This window comes from Pseudomonas sp. NPDC090203 (assembly GCF_044746765.1).
Lineage (GTDB): Bacteria > Pseudomonadota > Gammaproteobacteria > Pseudomonadales > Pseudomonadaceae > Aquipseudomonas > Aquipseudomonas putida_AD.
In genome coordinates, this window is sequence record NZ_JBIVCV010000002.1 from 280,620 (window position 1) to 295,816 (window position 15,197).

The 15,197-nt window shown below is 62.4% G+C and carries 15 protein-coding genes; 3 read left to right on the top strand and 12 right to left on the bottom strand.

Translation table 11 applies throughout. The features are described from left to right. Window positions 1–291: 291 nt before the first annotated feature. The 3 genes from ACIPO9_RS04155 to ACIPO9_RS04165 form a co-directional block, all read right to left on the bottom strand. Entirely contained in the window at window positions 292–2,622 is a 2,331-nt protein-coding gene (locus tag ACIPO9_RS04155; RefSeq protein ID WP_274133276.1) for an FdhF/YdeP family oxidoreductase, read from the bottom strand. Window positions 2,623–2,624: 2 nt separating this feature from the next. Next, window positions 2,625–3,464: a formate dehydrogenase accessory sulfurtransferase FdhD gene (fdhD, locus tag ACIPO9_RS04160; protein ID WP_400779004.1), complete on the bottom strand. Its 840-nt coding sequence runs from the start codon at window positions 3,462–3,464 to the stop codon at window positions 2,625–2,627. Window positions 3,465–3,559: 95 nt separating this feature from the next. Further along, window positions 3,560–4,447: a LysR family transcriptional regulator gene (locus ACIPO9_RS04165; protein ID WP_274133247.1), complete on the bottom strand. Its 888-nt coding sequence runs from the start codon at window positions 4,445–4,447 to the stop codon at window positions 3,560–3,562. 163 nt (window positions 4,448–4,610) lie between these two features. Between ACIPO9_RS04165 and lysM the strand changes: the two genes are divergently transcribed. Next, entirely contained in the window at window positions 4,611–5,051 is a 441-nt protein-coding gene (gene lysM, locus ACIPO9_RS04170) for a peptidoglycan-binding protein LysM (RefSeq protein ID WP_400779005.1), read from the top strand. 94 nt (window positions 5,052–5,145) lie between these two features. Here lysM and yrfG read toward each other — a convergent pair whose 3' ends face one another. Beyond that, entirely contained in the window at window positions 5,146–5,808 is a 663-nt protein-coding gene (yrfG, locus tag ACIPO9_RS04175) for a GMP/IMP nucleotidase (protein WP_400605980.1), read from the bottom strand. Between the two features lie 97 nt (window positions 5,809–5,905). Between yrfG and nudE the strand changes: the two genes are divergently transcribed. Continuing rightward, window positions 5,906–6,472, top strand: coding sequence for an ADP compounds hydrolase NudE (gene nudE / locus ACIPO9_RS04180; protein WP_274133243.1), 567 nt, complete (start codon window positions 5,906–5,908; stop codon window positions 6,470–6,472). Continuing rightward, complete coding sequence (gene cysQ / locus ACIPO9_RS04185; protein ID WP_400779007.1) at window positions 6,469–7,326, top strand: 3'(2'),5'-bisphosphate nucleotidase CysQ; 858 nt, start codon at window positions 6,469–6,471, stop codon at window positions 7,324–7,326. The genes nudE and cysQ overlap by 4 nt, the downstream gene beginning before the upstream one ends. 8 nt (window positions 7,327–7,334) lie before the next feature. Here cysQ and ACIPO9_RS04190 read toward each other — a convergent pair whose 3' ends face one another. The 8 genes from ACIPO9_RS04190 to rfbB all read right to left on the bottom strand — a co-directional run bounded on the left by ACIPO9_RS04190 (window position 7,335) and on the right by rfbB (window position 15,061). Then, on the bottom strand, window positions 7,335–7,772 hold the full coding sequence (locus ACIPO9_RS04190) for a DUF2599 domain-containing protein (RefSeq protein ID WP_400779009.1): 438 nt from the start codon (window positions 7,770–7,772) through the stop codon (window positions 7,335–7,337). A 108-nt stretch (window positions 7,773–7,880) separates the two neighbouring features. Continuing rightward, complete coding sequence (locus ACIPO9_RS04195; RefSeq protein WP_274133240.1) at window positions 7,881–8,345, bottom strand: YiiD C-terminal domain-containing protein; 465 nt, start codon at window positions 8,343–8,345, stop codon at window positions 7,881–7,883. Then, window positions 8,332–9,711: a sigma-54 dependent transcriptional regulator gene (locus ACIPO9_RS04200; RefSeq protein WP_274133239.1), complete on the bottom strand. Its 1,380-nt coding sequence runs from the start codon at window positions 9,709–9,711 to the stop codon at window positions 8,332–8,334. The genes ACIPO9_RS04195 and ACIPO9_RS04200 overlap by 14 nt, the downstream gene beginning before the upstream one ends. Further along, the gene (locus ACIPO9_RS04205; protein WP_274133238.1) at window positions 9,708–11,519 is read right to left on the bottom strand and encodes an ATP-binding protein; all 1,812 of its coding nucleotides are present in this window, start codon (window positions 11,517–11,519) and stop codon (window positions 9,708–9,710) included. The genes ACIPO9_RS04200 and ACIPO9_RS04205 overlap by 4 nt, the downstream gene beginning before the upstream one ends. A gap of 170 nt (window positions 11,520–11,689) precedes the next feature. After that, a complete protein-coding gene (gene rfbD / locus ACIPO9_RS04210; RefSeq protein ID WP_400779012.1) occupies window positions 11,690–12,571 on the bottom strand; it encodes a dTDP-4-dehydrorhamnose reductase in 882 nt (293 codons plus the stop codon). After that, window positions 12,568–13,113: a dTDP-4-dehydrorhamnose 3,5-epimerase gene (gene rfbC, locus ACIPO9_RS04215; RefSeq protein ID WP_274133236.1), complete on the bottom strand. Its 546-nt coding sequence runs from the start codon at window positions 13,111–13,113 to the stop codon at window positions 12,568–12,570. The genes rfbD and rfbC overlap by 4 nt, the downstream gene beginning before the upstream one ends. Further along, a complete protein-coding gene (gene rfbA, locus ACIPO9_RS04220) occupies window positions 13,110–13,985 on the bottom strand; it encodes a glucose-1-phosphate thymidylyltransferase RfbA (RefSeq protein ID WP_274133235.1) in 876 nt (291 codons plus the stop codon). Before rfbA ends, rfbC begins: the two co-directional genes overlap by 4 nt. Next, entirely contained in the window at window positions 13,982–15,061 is a 1,080-nt protein-coding gene (rfbB, locus tag ACIPO9_RS04225; RefSeq protein ID WP_274133234.1) for a dTDP-glucose 4,6-dehydratase, read from the bottom strand. Before rfbB ends, rfbA begins: the two co-directional genes overlap by 4 nt. Between the last annotated feature and the right edge of the window lie 136 nt (window positions 15,062–15,197).

The following is a 15,197-nucleotide window of genomic DNA, read 5'->3' on the forward strand; positions in this document are numbered from 1 at the left end:
ACGAGTAACACGACTTGTATACAAATATCTAAGTTATTGTTTTTGATCGGGAACTTAATCTATTTTGCCCGGTCATAGACTACTTCACACAGGCCTGAATCATGCGATTCGGGCCTTTTTTGTGGGCGAAAGGAATTCAAATGTACAGGGCGGGATACACAGAGTCATGCGGATGAGTGACTGACCTGTGGGAGCGCGCTTGCCCGCGACGGCGGCGTGTCCGCACCGGATTCGGTCATGACACACCGCTGTCGCGGGCAAGCGCGCTCCTACAAGGAATGGCGTTCGGCGTTAGATGATTCGCGCCGTTTCGCTATGCCGCTCCAGCTTGATCGCCACGAACTTCGACGTCGGCGTATGGCTGCCTTCGCCAATGCTTTCCAGCGGCACTAGCGGGTTCACTTCCGGGTAGTAGGCAGCAGCCTGGCCGGCAGGGATATCGAACGGCAACAGGGTGAAGCCCTTGACCCGGCGCTCGATGTCATCGCCCCAGATCGACACGATGTCGGCTTTCTGGCCGGGCACGAAGCCCAGGCGGATGATGTCGGCTTCGTTGAGGAACATCACGTCACGCATGCCCTTCACACCACGATAACGGTCGTCCAGGCCGTAGATGGTGGTGTTGTACTGATCGTGGGAGCGCATCGACTGCATGATCAGGTCCGGCACGATGCCCTTGGCGCGAATGCTTTCGTGCAGCAGGTCCTGCGGCAACTGGTTGGACTTGAAGGTGGCGCGTGCGCTTGGCGTGTTCCATTTGCGCGAACCGGCGGTGCTGCCCAGGTAGAAGCCGCCCGGATTCTTGATCTTCTCGTTGAAGTTCTGGAACGCCGGAATGGTGTCGGCGATCAGGTCGCGGATGCGGTCATAATCTTCCACCAGCCACAGCCAGTCCACCGGCTGCTTGCCCAGGGTCGCGTTGGCGATACCGGCCAGGATCGCAGGCTCCGAGCGCATGTGGCGCGACAGCGGCTTGAGCTGGCCGTTGGAGGCGTGAACCATGCTGAAGGAGTCTTCCACGGTGACCGCCTGCGGGCCTTCGGCCTGCATGTCGATGTCGGTGCGGCCGAAGCACGGCAGGATCAGCGCTTCCTTGCCGTGGGTCAGGTGGCTGCGGTTGAGCTTGGTGCTGATTTGCACGGTCAGGTCGCAGTTGCGCAGTGCTTCGAAGGTGCGGTTGCTGTCTGGCGTGGCCTGGGCGAAGTTGCCGCCCAGGGCGATGAAGACTTTGGAGCGGCCTTCGAGCATCGCATGGATGGCCTCGACCACGTTGTGGCCGTTCTCGCGCGGCACCTTGAACTGAAAGCGTTTTTCCAGGGCATCGAGGAAGAACGCCGGTGGGCGCTCGTTGATGCCCATGGTGCGGTCGCCCTGAACGTTACTGTGGCCACGCACCGGGCACAGGCCAGCGCCAGGCTTGCCGATGTTGCCGCGCAGCAGCATCAGGTTGGCGACTTCCTGGATGGTCGGCACCGAATGGCGATGCTGCGTCAGGCCCATCGCCCAGCACATGATGACGTTCTTGCTCTTGGCGTACATGCGCGCCGCCAGCTCGATGTCTTGCAGCGACAGACCGGACTGCTCGACGATGAACTCCCAGGAGGTGTCGTCGACCACGGCCAGGTAGTCCAGCACGCCGTGGGTGTGCTCGTTGAGGAAGGCGTGGTCGAACACCGCAGGCCCATTGGTGGCCTGGGCTTCGCGTTCCCACTGCAGCAGGAATTTGGCCATGCCGCGCAGCATTGCCATGTCGCCACCCAGCGATGGGCGGAAGAAGGCAGTGTTGGTCGGTTCCGAACCGTTGCTGAGCATTTCCAGCGGATGCTGTGGATGCTGGAAGCGCTCAAGACCGCGCTCCTTGAGCGGGTTGATGCACACCACCTGAGCGCCGCGCTGGACTGCTTCGCGCAGCGGTTCGAGCATGCGCGGGTGGTTGGTGCCCGGGTTCTGGCCGAAGACGAAAATCGCGTCCGAGTGTTCGAAGTCATCGAAGGTCACGGTGCCTTTGCCGACGCCAACGCTCTGCGAGAGCGCGACGCCACTGGCTTCGTGGCACATGTTCGAGCAGTCGGGGAAGTTGTTGGTGCCGTAGGCGCGCACGAACAGCTGATACAGGTACGCCGCTTCGTTGCTGGCCCGGCCCGAGGTGTAGAACTCGGCCATGTTCGGGCTTGGCAGGTTGTTCAGGTGCTTGGCGATCAGGGCGAAAGCGTCGTCCCAGGCGATGGGCTTGTAACGATCGGTTTCGGCGTCGTAGACCATAGGCTCGGTCAGGCGGCCCTGATATTCGAGCCAGTAGTCACTCTGTTCCAGCAAGGCGCTGACGCTGTAGCGGGCGAAGAAGGACGGGTCGACGCGGCGCTTGGTGGCCTCCCAGTTGACCGCCTTGGCGCCGTTTTCACAGAACTTGACCATGCCGCTTTCAGGCGAGTCACCCCATGCGCAACCCGGGCAGTCGAAGCCGCCGTTCTGATTGGTCTTGAGCATCATGCGCAGGTTTTTCAGCGCGTTGTCGCTGGTGAGCCAAGCTTTACTGACACTGATCAAAGCGCCCCATCCGCCAGCCGGCCCTTTGTAAGGCTTGTAGCGCGGGATCGGGGTCTTGTCGGCTTGTTTGTGCATGCTCACGCTTTACTCTCCAAGGCAGGGCTGAAGACCCTAGGGGCGCTGTGTTTGGGCAGATGAATGAGGTTGAGGTTGTGACGGCGGGCCCATTGCACTGCCAGGCCCGTGGGCGAGGACAGGCTGACCAGGGTCTGGATCCCGGCACGCAAGACTTTCTGGATCAGTTCAAGGCTGCAACGGCTGGTGACGATGGCCAGGCCCCCGGTGCTGGGGATGTTCTGGCGGATCAGGGCGCCGATCAGTTTGTCCAGGGCGTTGTGCCGGCCGATGTCTTCCCGGCCCATCAGCATTTCGCCCCGTTCGTTCATAAAAATAGCCGCATGGACGGCACCGCAATACGCGCCCAGCGGCTGAAACTCGTTCATACGTTCACGCAGGCCCTTGAGCCATTCGGCTGGCGGCAGCGGGGCACCGGGCAGCACATTCAGCTCAGGCAATGCCTGCTCCACCGCTTCCACGCCGCACAGCCCGCAGCCGCTGGTCCCTGCCAGCTGCCGACGCTGGGTCTTGAGGTTCCAGAAGGCGCGGCTGGCGATCTCGACCTCGGCCGTTTGCGCAGAACCACAACCGCCGAGCTTGATGTCGTAGATCTCGTCAGGCGACTCGATGATCCCGCTGCCAATGCTGAACCCGACGATGAAGTCTTCAAGATCGGTCGGGGTGACCAGCATCACTGCCTGGCTGATGCCGTTGTAGGCAATCGCCAGCGCCACTTCCTCAGCAAGCAGGTTCGGCTCGCTGGCGTCACCTTCCAGGTTCGAGAAGCTGTAGGACTGACTTGCGGCAGGCGCGGGCAGTGATTTTGCGGGCGCCGTGCCTTCCGTTTTCTTGGGAGGCATGGGGGATGACCGGCAGTGTATGAAGGCCTTAAGCCTATTCCACCGGTGGTATGACGTCTAATCGCTAGTACTGATGTCTTGATAGATGACGTCGATCAAGATGGCTCGGTCATTTTGTGATACAGGCCAAAGCAGGCTTCAGCCAATGCCGAGCGGGGTGCCGAGCGGCGCATGATCAAGCCCAGGCGCGCCAGGGTGGTGGCCTGTTCGATCGGTTGCAGACGCAGGTGATCGGCCAGGTTTTCCAGCCCGCCGTCCAGCGGCATGATCGCGCAGCAGAAGCCCTCGTTCACGGCTTGCAACAATTGATGCACGGCGTCGGTCTGGATCAGCGGCTGGGGTTGCAGGCCGCGGCTGTGGAAGTTGTGGTCGATGGACTGGCGAAAGTGCATCCCGCTGGTGAGCATGCCCAGCGGCAGTTCGATCAGGCTTTCCCAGCTCAGCGGCGCGTCGCCAAAGCTGAAGTGACGCGGATCGTACATCAGCCCCATGCGGGTCTCGGCCAGTTCCAGCGATTCGAAACGCTCGGTGTCCAGCCGGTCCAGGTACGAGACGCCCAGGTCCAGCCGGTTGCTGGCCAACTGGTCGAGCATCTGCTCGGAACTCAACGACGACAGCTCGAAGCGCATGTGCGGGTGTGCGGCATGCATGCGTTGCAGCAAGGGCAGCGGGTCGAAGTTCGACAGCGGCACCACGCCCAGGCGCAGGGTACCGACGAGGTTGCCGCGACAGGCCGCCGCTTCGGCCTGCAAGCCGTCATAGGCCGCCAGCACCGTGCGTGCCCAGGCCAGTACGCGTTCGCCCGGAGCGGTGAAGCCCTCGAACCGTTGCCCACGGTTGACCAGCGGCAGGTCCAGCTCTTCTTCCAGGCTGCGAAGGCGCATGGAGAGGGTGGGCTGGGTGATGTGGCAACGCGCAGCCGCCTGCCCGAAATGACGGGTTTCGTCCAGGGCGATCAGGAACTTCAGCTGCTTGATATCCATTGTCACTCCGCAAGGCAAAGGGCTGGCCGGAGAGATTCTAACGTGCAGGGCGGCCCGATGGGGCGGCGAATGTGTAAGGGGTCATTGGTCGGATGCAGCAGGCAGCCGGCAGGATGGGGCTATGGTTGGAATTCGGACATCAATAAACGCAGGGAGAAACATCATGAGCATTTTCAGTTTTCTGAAGGAAGCGGGCGAAAAGATCCTCGATGCGCTGACCCCGGGAAACGCCAATGCTGACGAAGTCCTGAAGAAGCATATTTCAGAGGTTGGTCTGGGTAATCCGAATATCTCGGCAACTGTGGAGGGCGATAAGGTAACGCTCACGGGCGAGGTCGCCAGCCAGGAAGAGAAGGAAAAGATCATTCTGGCAGCGGGCAATATTGCAGGGGTTGGCAGCGTTGAAGATCAGATCACGGTGACCGGCCCGGCGGCCGCACCGGCGAGGTTCGTGACGGTGGAGAAGGGCGATACGCTCAGTGCCATTTCCAAACGTGTGTACGGCGACCCGAACAAGTATCAGAAGATTTTCGAGGCCAACAAACCGATGCTCAAGGATGTGAACAAGATTTATCCGGGGCAGGTTTTGCGGATTCCTGAGTAGATCTTTTATCGACCGTGCCGACGTCATCGCGGGCAAGCGCGCTCCTACATTGATCGCGATCCCATGTAGGAGCGCGCTTGCCCGCGACGGCGTTTCATAACCCCCGCATCAACTCCCGGTAATCCTCCACCGCCGCAAACTCCTCGGTGTCCTTGGGCCCCTTGCGGCTGTCCGGCTCGCGCACCGCGAGCAGGTGCCGGATGCCATAACGCCCGGCGCTGCGCAGGATCGGCAAGGTATCGTCGATGAACAGGCTGCGCGCCGGATCGAAGCCGATGTCAGCGTGCAGCGCGTCCCAGAACTGCGGGTTTTCCTTGGGAAAGCCGTAGTCGTGGGAGCTGATCAAGCGTTCGAAGTAGGGCGCCAGTTGCAGGCGCTCCATTTTCAGTGACAGCGAATCACGGTGGGCATTGGTAATCATGATCACGCGCTTGCCGGCCTTCTGGATCGCGGCCAAAAAGGTCTCCGCGTCCGGGCGCAGGGCGATCAGGTGCGCGACTTCCACCTTCAGGTCCTTGACCGACAGCTTGAGCTCGGCACTCCAGAAGTCGGTGCAGTACCAGTTGAGGGTCCCCGCATTCTTTTCGAACAGCGGCACCAGTTCCAGCATGGCCATGCTCAGGCTGATTCCGTGCAGATCGGCGTAGCGCTGGGGCAGGTATTCCAGCCAGAAGTGATTGTCGAAATGCAGGTCCAGCAAGGTCCCGTCCATATCCAGCAGGACGGTGTCGATATCGGGCCAGGGCAAGGAAGGCATTGGGGTCCCTCGGTAATGAATGAATCACGCAGGCTTTGCGACACAGACATTCGCAAAAGCCGCTGTATAGTAACCCGTCTACACCAAGGAGCCCGCCATGCGCCAGAAACCCACCGTACTCGCTCGCGAAATCGTCGCCAGCAGCCGCCTGTTCCGCGTCGAGGAAGTGCAGCTGCGTTTCTCCAACGGCGTCGAGCGCGTTTACGAGCGTCTGGTCGGGCGTGGCAACGGATACGGCGCAGTGATGATCGTGGCGATGCTCGATGCCGAACATGCGGTGCTGGTCGAGGAATACTGCGGCGGCACCGACGAGTACGAGCTGTCCTTGCCCAAGGGGTTGGTGGAGCCTGGCGAAGACGTACTGGCGGCCGCCAACCGCGAACTCAAGGAAGAAGCCGGCTATGGCGCGCGGCAACTGGAACACCTCACCGAACTGTCGCTGTCGCCAGGCTACATGAGCCAGAAGATTCAGGTGGTGCTGGCCACTGATCTGTATGAAGAGCGCCTGCTGGGCGACGAGCCTGAGCCGATGCGTGTGGACAAGATCAACTTGCGCGAGCTGGCGAGCCTCGCTCAGCACCCGCAATTTTCCGAAGGCCGGGCGCTCGCGGCGCTGTACCTGGCCCGTGACCTGCTGACCCAGCGTGGAGCCTTCCAGCCATGACCGATGCCTTCGCCCAACTGCCCCATCCGCTGCTGGCGCCGGTCGTCGAGCTGTGTCGCCGCGCTGGCGAAGTCATCCTGCCGTTCTGGCGCTCGGGCGTGGAAGTGACGGCCAAGTCCGATGATTCGCCCGTGACAGCCGCAGACCTGGCGGCCCATGAACTGCTGGTGGCGGGCTTGAAAGCGCTCGATCCGAGCATCCATATCCTTTCCGAAGAAGACGCCAATATCCCCTTGAGCGAGCGCAGCCAGTGGCAGCGCTGGTGGCTGGTGGATCCGCTGGACGGCACCAAGGAATTCATTTCCGGCAGCGAGGAGTTCACCGTCAACGTCGCGCTGATCGAGAACGGGCGCGTGGTGTTCGGCGTGGTTTCGATGCCCACCAACAACCGGTGCTACTTCGGTGGCGCCGGGCTGGGGGCGTGGCGCAGCGAAGATGCAGCGCACCTTGAGCCGATCTCTGTGCGCGCCCGGCCTGGTGTTGGGGAGTCGTTTACGGTGGTCGCCAGTCGTCGCCATTCCAGCCCGGCGCAGGAAAAACTGTTGGCAGGTCTGTCAGCGGCGGTGGGCGAGCTTGCGCTGGCCAACATCGGCAGCTCGCTCAAGTTCTGCCTGCTGGCCGAAGGGTCAGCCGATTGTTATCCGCGTCTTGCACCCACTTCGCAGTGGGACACCGCAGCGGCGCAGGGCGTGCTGGAAGGCGCGGGCGGCGTGGTGCTGGATCTGGCAGGCGAGACGTTCGACTACCCGGCCCGAGAGTCCCTGCTCAACGGGTATTTCCTGGCGCTTCCGGCGCAGGCGCCTTGGCGCGATGCGTTGATCCGGCTCGCCAGTGGCGACGCAGGCGATCATTGATTGGCCGGTCAAGGATTGCAATCGCGTCTCACGGTTTCTGCATAGCCCACGTCGGGCCGCCCTGGTTCGACGTTCCATTCCTCTTTTGTCGTCAATTTGTCCAGGTGGCAAATGATCTGATCGCGCATACCGCGCGTATTATTGCCCTCCAGCCAATGGGCATTGCCTGACTGGTCCCTGATGACCGCGTCGATGACCAGCCCTGTCGATGTTAGCTGGCCCCGCAAGCTTCGGGTGCAAGGGGTTGGAACCAGGCTCAGTGACCAGAGCTTGGGGCCTGCGTCGAATCGCCAGTTCGCCGACAGGAAATACCTGTCACAGGCAGGGGTGACGAAGTCGAAGCGTGGAGTTGCCGCAGCGTTGGCCTGTGGCTGGTCATCGCTGGTGGCATTGGCGCTGACGTAAACAAGTGCAGAACAAAACAGAATGGCTTTCCCGATCCCCATGGCGCAGACCTCTTCCCTGACAAATCCGATTCCAACTCCCGAATTCAAGGTTAGTTGCAGGTTCCAGCGACATTAGATCGTGTCGCGATAGGGGTTATCGCGATCCGCTCACTTGTGCAGCACGTACTGCCCGACGAATTCCACCGCCGGCTCATCCGAACCCTCGGCAACGATCCGCGTCTTGAGCGCCAGCCGGGCCATGCCGCGGCGTTGGTACATTTTCAGGAATTTGTCCCAGCTGGCGTCATCGGGGGCGTCGCAGATGGCGACACCGTCGCGCTTGACCGGCAGCGGGTACTGAATCTGCCCGTCCTGAATCACGATGTGTCCGTCGTCGATCCCGGCTTCCTTGAGCCGCAGGTACAGCCAGCCCCAGCCCGCCAGCACCGCGCCGCAGTACAGGCTTCCGCCGAACAGCGTGCTCTTGTGATTGATGTTCTGCGCCAGTGGCAAATGCAGACGCAGTTGGTGATCTTGCCAACTGATGACCTCCACGCCCATGTCGCGGGTCAAGGGAATGTCCTGATGAAGCACGCTTTGGAGCAATTGAGCGAGCAGATCATTCGTTGTCATCGGAGCCTCCGCCGCTGAAGTTCAGGCCGTGCTTGCGCAGCTTGTCGTGCAGGGTCTTGCGCGGCACGCCCAGGGCTTCGGCCAGACTGCGGACCGAGCTGTGGGGGCGGGCCAGTTCGGCGGCGATCAGGGCGCGTTCGAAACCTTCGACCTGCTCGCTCAGGCCGCCGCTCGACGACGGCAGCGCGGTAGCGGATGCACCTTCGAGTTCCAGCTCAAGGCCCAGGGCGAAGCGTTCGGCGGCGTTCTGCAGTTCGCGCACGTTGCCCGGCCAGTTGTGGCGCAGCAGCATCGAGCGGTGACCCGGTTGCAGTTCATGGCGCGGCATGCCGTGACGCAGGCTGGCGGCGTCGGCGAAGTGCTGGAACAGCACCAGCGGATCCTCGCCCCGTTCGCGCAGGGGCGGGATGCGCAGCGGCGCGACGTTGAGGCGGTAATACAAGTCGGCGCGGAAACGGCCCTGATCGGCCGCATGGCGCAGGTCTTCCTTGGTGGCGGCGATGACGCGGATGTCCAGCGGGATCTGCTGGTTGCCACCCAGGCGCTCGACCACGCGCTCCTGCAACAGACGTAACAGCTTGACCTGCACATCCATGCTCATGCTCTCGATCTCGTCGAGAAACAGCGTGCCGCCGTTGGCGAACTCGAACTTGCCGATGCGCCGCTTCTGCGCACCGGTGAACGCGCCGGGCTCGTGGCCGAACAGTTCGCTCTCCACCACCGATTCCGCGAGGGCGCCTGCGTTGATCGCCACAAACGGCCCGGCGCGACGGCTGGACAAGTCATGCAGGGCGCGGGCGACGACTTCCTTGCCGGCGCCGGTTTCACCCAGAATCAACACGTCGGCCTTGGTCGCCGCCAGCGCGCCGATCTGGTCGCGAAGACGTTGCATCGGTGCCGAAAGGCCCACCAGACGTGTGCTCAGTTGCTGGCGATCGCTCAGTTCCAGACGCAGGCTGCGGTTGTCCAGCACCAGCCGGCGCAACGCCAAGGCACGGCGCACGCTGTCGAGCAGGGCGTCGCTGGCGAAGGGTTTTTCCAGAAAGTCATAAGCTCCGGCGCGCATCGCCTGTACGGCCAGCGGGACGTCGCCGTGGCCGGTAATCAGCAGCACCGGCAGCTCCGGATCCTGGGCGTGCAACTGGTTGAGCAATTCGAGTCCGTCGATGCCCGGCATGCGGATATCGCTGACGATCACCCCCGGCCAGTCGCGCTCGATGCGCCCCTGCAAACCCTTGGCGTCGCTCAGCGGCAGGATTTTCAAACCAGCCAGATCCAGCGTCTGGCTCAGGGCCTGGCGCAGGTGCGGGTCGTCGTCGATCAGCACGACCTGTATCCGGCTGTCGATGGCGGTGTCCGTGGTCATGCAGATAGATCCTCCGGCGGTTGAAGACTGACGCCCGATGCAGCCGTACGCATGCGCAGCGTCAACAGCGCGCCGCCTTCGGGGTGGTTGGCGAACAGCAACTCACCGCCCAGGGCGCGCATCAGCGTATCGCAGATCGCAAGGCCCAGGCCCAGGCCCTGGGTGCTGGTCTTGGTGGTGAAAAACGGTTCGCGAGCGTGCTCCAGCGCTTCTCTGGAAAAGCCCGGCCCGTTATCGCGAATGTACAGGTTGACGCCCTCGGCGCTGTGTTCGGCACTGATCCACAGTTTGCGCGGCGGACCTTTTTCGGTCAGCGCGTCCAGCGCATTGGCCAGCAGGTTGCCCAGCACCTGGCGCAGGCGCGTCTCGCCGGCCTGCACCCACAGGGTCGCATCAGGCAAGTCGCGGATCAGCTCGACGTCCATCGCCCGGCGACGCTTGGCGAGCAGCGACAGTGCATCGTCCAGGGCGGGCTGCAGGGCCACGCTTTCTGGCGCATGGCGGTCACGGCGGGCGAAGGCGCGCAGGTGGGCGATGATCGAGGCCATGCGCCCGGTCAGTTCGCTGATGAGCTTGAGGTTGCCACGGGCGTCGTCGGTGCGTTGATGATCGAGCAGCACCTCGGCGTTTTCCGCGTAACTGCGAATGGCTGCCAGTGGCTGGTTGAGTTCATGGCTGATGCTGGCCGACATGGTGCCCAGCGCCGAGAGCTTGCCGGCCTGCACCAGTTCATCCTGGGCGCGAAACAACTCCTGTTGCGCATGTTCGCGCTCCAGCACTTCCTGACGCAGGCGCCGGTTGAGGCCTTCCAGGTCGGCGGTGCGTTCGGTCACCCGCACTTCCAGTTCGCGACGCGCCTTGCCTTCGATGTTGATGCGGTCCAGATAGTGGCGACGGCGCTGCATCATGATGCCCAGCAGCAACATCAGCACCAGCAACGTGCCGCCACCAATGGTCACCACCGTGCGTACCGGGCGTGATACCAGCACCTTGGGCGCGAGAATGTTCACGCTCCAGCCGGTTTCGTCGATCTGCTGGGTTTGTGTCAGCCAGCCATCCTCGTCCAGTTGCAACGGCCGGGGATCGCGGGTCGGGTAGGGCTGGATGGCGACGATGGCCTGCTTTTCTTCTTCGCTCAGGGGCCGGGTCGCGCGGAAGCGCCAGTTGGGGTTGGAGGTCAGGATCACCACGCCGTTGTGGTCGGTGACCAAGAGTTGTTCCGGCGTCTTGCCCCAGAGTGTTTCGGTCAGGTCCAGATCGACCTTGACCACCAGCACGCCGATCACGGTATTGCCATCGCGCACGGCGGCGGCGAAGAAGTAACCGCGTTTGGCCGACGTGGTGCCCAACCCGAAGAAGCGCCCCAGCTTGCCGGCCATGGCATTGCTGAAATAGGGGCGAAACGCGAAGTTGCGGCCCACGAAGCTGTCGCGCTTGTCCCAGTTGGAGGCGGCCAGGGTGTCGCCATTGGGAGCCATCAGGTAGATGACCTCCGCGCCGGTCTGGCTGGCGGTGTTCATCAAGAGCTGATTTGCACGGGCCTGGGTCGCGGCGTCCTGCGGATTGGCGAGCATGGCGCGCAGGCCCGGCAGGTCACCGAGAATCTGCGGCAGCACTTCGTAGCGATGCAGGGTGCCGAGCAGGTTGGCGACGTACAGATCCAGGGTCTGGCGATTCTGGCTCAGCAGTTCGTTGCGGTAGTAATGCTCGGCCAGACGCTCCAGCGGCCACAGCAGCGGGGCCAGCAACAGAGCCAGTAACGCCAGGCTGCGCCAGCGCGGGCGGGGCGGAAGAGAGGTGCGAGTCATTGTATGCGTACACTGCTGGTGTATGTGGTGCCTGCACTGATGTCTCGCGGATGAATCCGCTCCCACAGCGAATCGTGTCTTGCCTGTGGGAGCGGATTTATCCGCGAACGAGCGCGCAGCGGTCGCAATAGACTACTCGCGGTGTAGGCTCGATATCACTCGCATTATGCCTACGGCTGCTGTGCTAAGCACTCCAGCATTGCGTCATGCCAGTCGGGCTGGCTGACGCCCCACTCCCGTTGCAGCCGGGTGCAGTCCAGGCGCGAGTTGAGCGGGCGCACCGCCGGGGTCGGGTAGGCGCTGGAAGGAATGGGCTCAAGGGTCGCGCAGGGCTTGCCGGCCTTGACCAGTTGCTGGCCGATGGCCTGGGCAAAGCCGAACCAGGACGTTTCGCCGCTGTTGGTCAGGTGATAGACACCCCAGGCGCCCGGCTTGCCATCGCGCCAGCGCTCGACCAGTTCGCGGGTGCTGTGGGCGATGGTGCCGGCCCAGGTCGGCGCGCCAATCTGGTCGGCGACGACGGTCAGCTTCTCGCGCTCCTGCAGCAACCGTTGCATGGTCAGCAGGAAGTTGCGCCCGGTCAGGGAATACACCCAACTGGTGCGCAGAATCAGGTACTGACCGCCTGCCTGTTCGACGGCCTGTTCGCCCGCCAGCTTGCTGAGGCCGTAGACGCCCAGTGGGTTGGGTACGTCGGACTCGGTCCAGGCACCGTCCTTGCTGCCATCGAACACGTAATCGGTGGAGTAGTGAATGAACGGAATGCCCAACGCGGCCGCTTCTTCGGCAAGCACGCCGGGTGAAGTGGCGTTGATCGCGAAGGCCAGTTCAGGCTCGCTCTCGGCCTGATCCACCGCCGTGTGCGCCGCTGCGTTGATGATGACGTCCGGCTTGATGTCACGCACCAGCGCACGAATCGATTCGGGCTGGCTCAGGTCCAGACGCTCACGCCCCGGCACGATCAGTTCGCCCAGGTCTTTGAGGCTGTGTTGCAACGCTTGGGACACCTGGCCGTGTTGCCCTACGATCAGGATTCGCAGGGCATGGCTCATGGGAACAGATCCGCGTCGGTCAGGCGCTTGCCCACCTGATCCTTGGCTGACAGCTTGGGTGCGTCAGTCAGTTGCCAGTCGATGGCAAGGTCCGGATCGTCCCAGCGAATGCAGCGCTCGGCCGACGGGGTGTAGTAATCGGTGGTCTTGTAGAGAAATTCGGCATGCTCGCTCAGGACCACGAAGCCGTGGGCGAATCCTGGCGGAATCCACACCTGCCGGGCGTTCTGCGCCGACAGCTCAAGGGCGACCCACTTGCCGAAGTTCGGCGAGCTGCGCCGGATATCGACCGCGATATCCAGCACGCTGCCTGCCGTCACCCGGACCAGCTTGCCCTGCGCGTGCTCGATCTGATAATGCAGCCCGCGCAGGACGTTTTTTTGCGAGCGCGAATGGTTGTCTTGCACGAAATGGGCGCTGACGCCCGTTGCCTCGGCAAACGCCGCGGCATTGAAGCTTTCGTAGAAGAATCCACGCTCGTCACCGAACACCTTGGGTTCGATGATGAGGACATCTGGCAACTCACTCGCGATGACGTTCACTGACTTTCCCCTGCGATTTTGAACAGGTACTGGCCGTAGCCGGTTTTACCGAAATAATCCGCCCGCTTGAGCAGGTGGGCCCGGTCGATCCAGCCGTTCTGGTAGGCGATCTCTTCCAGGCACGCAACCTTGAGGCCCTGGCGATGCTCGACCACTTGCACGTATTGCGAGGCGTCGAGCAGGCTGTCGTGGGTGCCGGTGTCGAGCCAGGCGAAACCACGGCCAAAGCGCTCGACGCGCAAATTACCGCGCTTGAGGTAGGCGTTGTTGACGTCGGTGATTTCCAGTTCGCCACGAGGGGACGGTTTGACGTCCTTGGCGATCTGGATCACGTCGTTGTCGTAGAAATACAGGCCCGTCACCGCGTAGCTGGACTTGGGCGCCTTGGGCTTCTCTTCGATGGACAGCGCATGGCCTTGCTCGTCGAAGTCGATCACGCCGAAGCGCTCCGGGTCCTTGACCCAGTAGCCGAACACCGTGGCACCGGACTTGTGCTCCGCAGCACGCTTGAGCTGGTCGCTGAAGTGCTGGCCGTGGAAGATGTTGTCGCCCAGGATCAGGCAGACCGAATCGTCGCCGATGAACTCTTCGCCGATCAGGAACGCCTGGGCCAGGCCGTCTGGCTTGGGCTGTTCGGCATAATGGAAATGCACGCCGAACTGGCTGCCGTCACCGAGCAGGGCGCGGTATTGCGGCAAGTCCTGCGGGGTGGAGATGACGAGGATCTCCTGGATGCCGGCCAGCATCAGCACCGAAATCGGGTAGTAGATCATCGGTTTGTCGTAGATCGGCAGCAGCTGCTTGGAAACCCCGAGCGTGATGGGGTGCAGGCGCGTGCCGGAGCCACCGGCCAGTACGATTCCTTTGGTCATGCGATCAGATCCTTTACGTGAGTGCCGAGGCGTTCGCCCTGATAGCTGCCGTCCTGAACGTTGCGGCACCATTCCAGATTGTCCAGGTACCACTGCACGGTCTTGCGCAGGCCCGACTCGAAGGTTTCTTCGGGGGTCCAGCCAAGCTCGCGCTCGATCTTGCTGGCGTCGATGGCGTAACGCATATCGTGGCCGGGGCGGTCGGTGACGTAGGTAATCAGGTCGGCGTAGTTGGCCACCCCCTTGCGCTGTTCCGGGGCGAGCTCTTCGAGCAGGGCGCAGATACCGCGCACCACGTCGATGTTCTTCTGCTCGTTGTGCCCGCCAATGTTGTAGGTTTCGCCGACCTTGCCTTCGGTCACGACCTTGAACAATGCACGCGCATGGTCCTCGACGAACAGCCAGTCACGCACTTGCAACCCGTTGCCATACACCGGCAGCGGTTTGCCGGCCAGGGCGTTGAGGATCACCAGCGGAATGAGTTTTTCCGGGAAGTGGAACGGCCCGTAGTTGTTCGAGCAGTTGGTGACCACCACCGGCAGGCCGTAAGTGCGCTGCCAGGCGCGAACCAGATGGTCCGAAGCCGCCTTGCTGGCCGAGTAGGGCGAGCTGGGCGCATAGGGCGTGGTTTCGGTGAACAGGTCGTCCACGCCGTGCAGGTCGCCGTACACCTCATCGGTGGAGATGTGGTGGAAACGGAAAGCCGCGCGCTCGGCATCCCCAAGGCCCTGCCAATAGGCACGGGTGGCTTCCAGCAGGCTGTAGGTGCCGACGATGTTGGTCTGGATGAACGCCGACGGACCGTCGATGGAACGGTCTACGTGGGATTCAGCCGCCAGGTGCATGATCGCGTCCGGCTTGAAGCGCTCCAGAACGGCGCTCACGGCGGACTGGTCGACGATGTCCAGCTGCACGAACTCGTAACGTGTATTAGTGACGATACTTTGCAGCGATTCGAGGTTGCCTGCGTACGTCAGTTTGTCGAGATTCAGTACTTCATGGTCGGTGTTGTTGATCAAATGGCGGATCAGCGCCGAACCGATAAAACCGGCGCCACCGGTGACAAGTATTCGCATAGCCAAACCTTCTTCCCTGGATGGACGTCAAGATAACGAAGCATAGCTTGTGGTGCTGCGGTGACGCGCGCAAGGCACAATCGGCCCGCAGGCCATGAAATTAATTGATTGCCGAGCGCTGTAAGCGTCATAAAAC

Bases quoted from the DNA above. Each gene is read 5' to 3' on its own strand.
- ACIPO9_RS04155 (WP_274133276.1), bottom strand. From the start codon at position 2,622: ATGCACAAACAAGCCGACAAGACCCCGATCCCGCGCTACAAGCCTTAC.
- fdhD (WP_400779004.1), bottom strand. From the start codon at position 3,464: ATGCCTCCCAAGAAAACGGAAGGCACGGCGCCCGCAAAATCACTGCCC.
- ACIPO9_RS04165 (WP_274133247.1), bottom strand. From the start codon at position 4,447: ATGGATATCAAGCAGCTGAAGTTCCTGATCGCCCTGGACGAAACCCGT.
- lysM (WP_400779005.1), top strand. From the start codon at position 4,611: ATGAGCATTTTCAGTTTTCTGAAGGAAGCGGGCGAAAAGATCCTCGAT.
- yrfG (WP_400605980.1), bottom strand. From the start codon at position 5,808: ATGCCTTCCTTGCCCTGGCCCGATATCGACACCGTCCTGCTGGATATG.
- nudE (WP_274133243.1), top strand. From the start codon at position 5,906: ATGCGCCAGAAACCCACCGTACTCGCTCGCGAAATCGTCGCCAGCAGC.
- cysQ (WP_400779007.1), top strand. From the start codon at position 6,469: ATGACCGATGCCTTCGCCCAACTGCCCCATCCGCTGCTGGCGCCGGTC.
- ACIPO9_RS04190 (WP_400779009.1), bottom strand. From the start codon at position 7,772: ATGGGGATCGGGAAAGCCATTCTGTTTTGTTCTGCACTTGTTTACGTC.
- ACIPO9_RS04195 (WP_274133240.1), bottom strand. From the start codon at position 8,345: ATGACAACGAATGATCTGCTCGCTCAATTGCTCCAAAGCGTGCTTCAT.
- ACIPO9_RS04200 (WP_274133239.1), bottom strand. From the start codon at position 9,711: ATGACCACGGACACCGCCATCGACAGCCGGATACAGGTCGTGCTGATC.
- ACIPO9_RS04205 (WP_274133238.1), bottom strand. From the start codon at position 11,519: ATGACTCGCACCTCTCTTCCGCCCCGCCCGCGCTGGCGCAGCCTGGCG.
- rfbD (WP_400779012.1), bottom strand. From the start codon at position 12,571: ATGAGCCATGCCCTGCGAATCCTGATCGTAGGGCAACACGGCCAGGTG.
- rfbA (WP_274133235.1), bottom strand. From the start codon at position 13,985: ATGACCAAAGGAATCGTACTGGCCGGTGGCTCCGGCACGCGCCTGCAC.
- rfbB (WP_274133234.1), bottom strand. From the start codon at position 15,061: ATGCGAATACTTGTCACCGGTGGCGCCGGTTTTATCGGTTCGGCGCTG.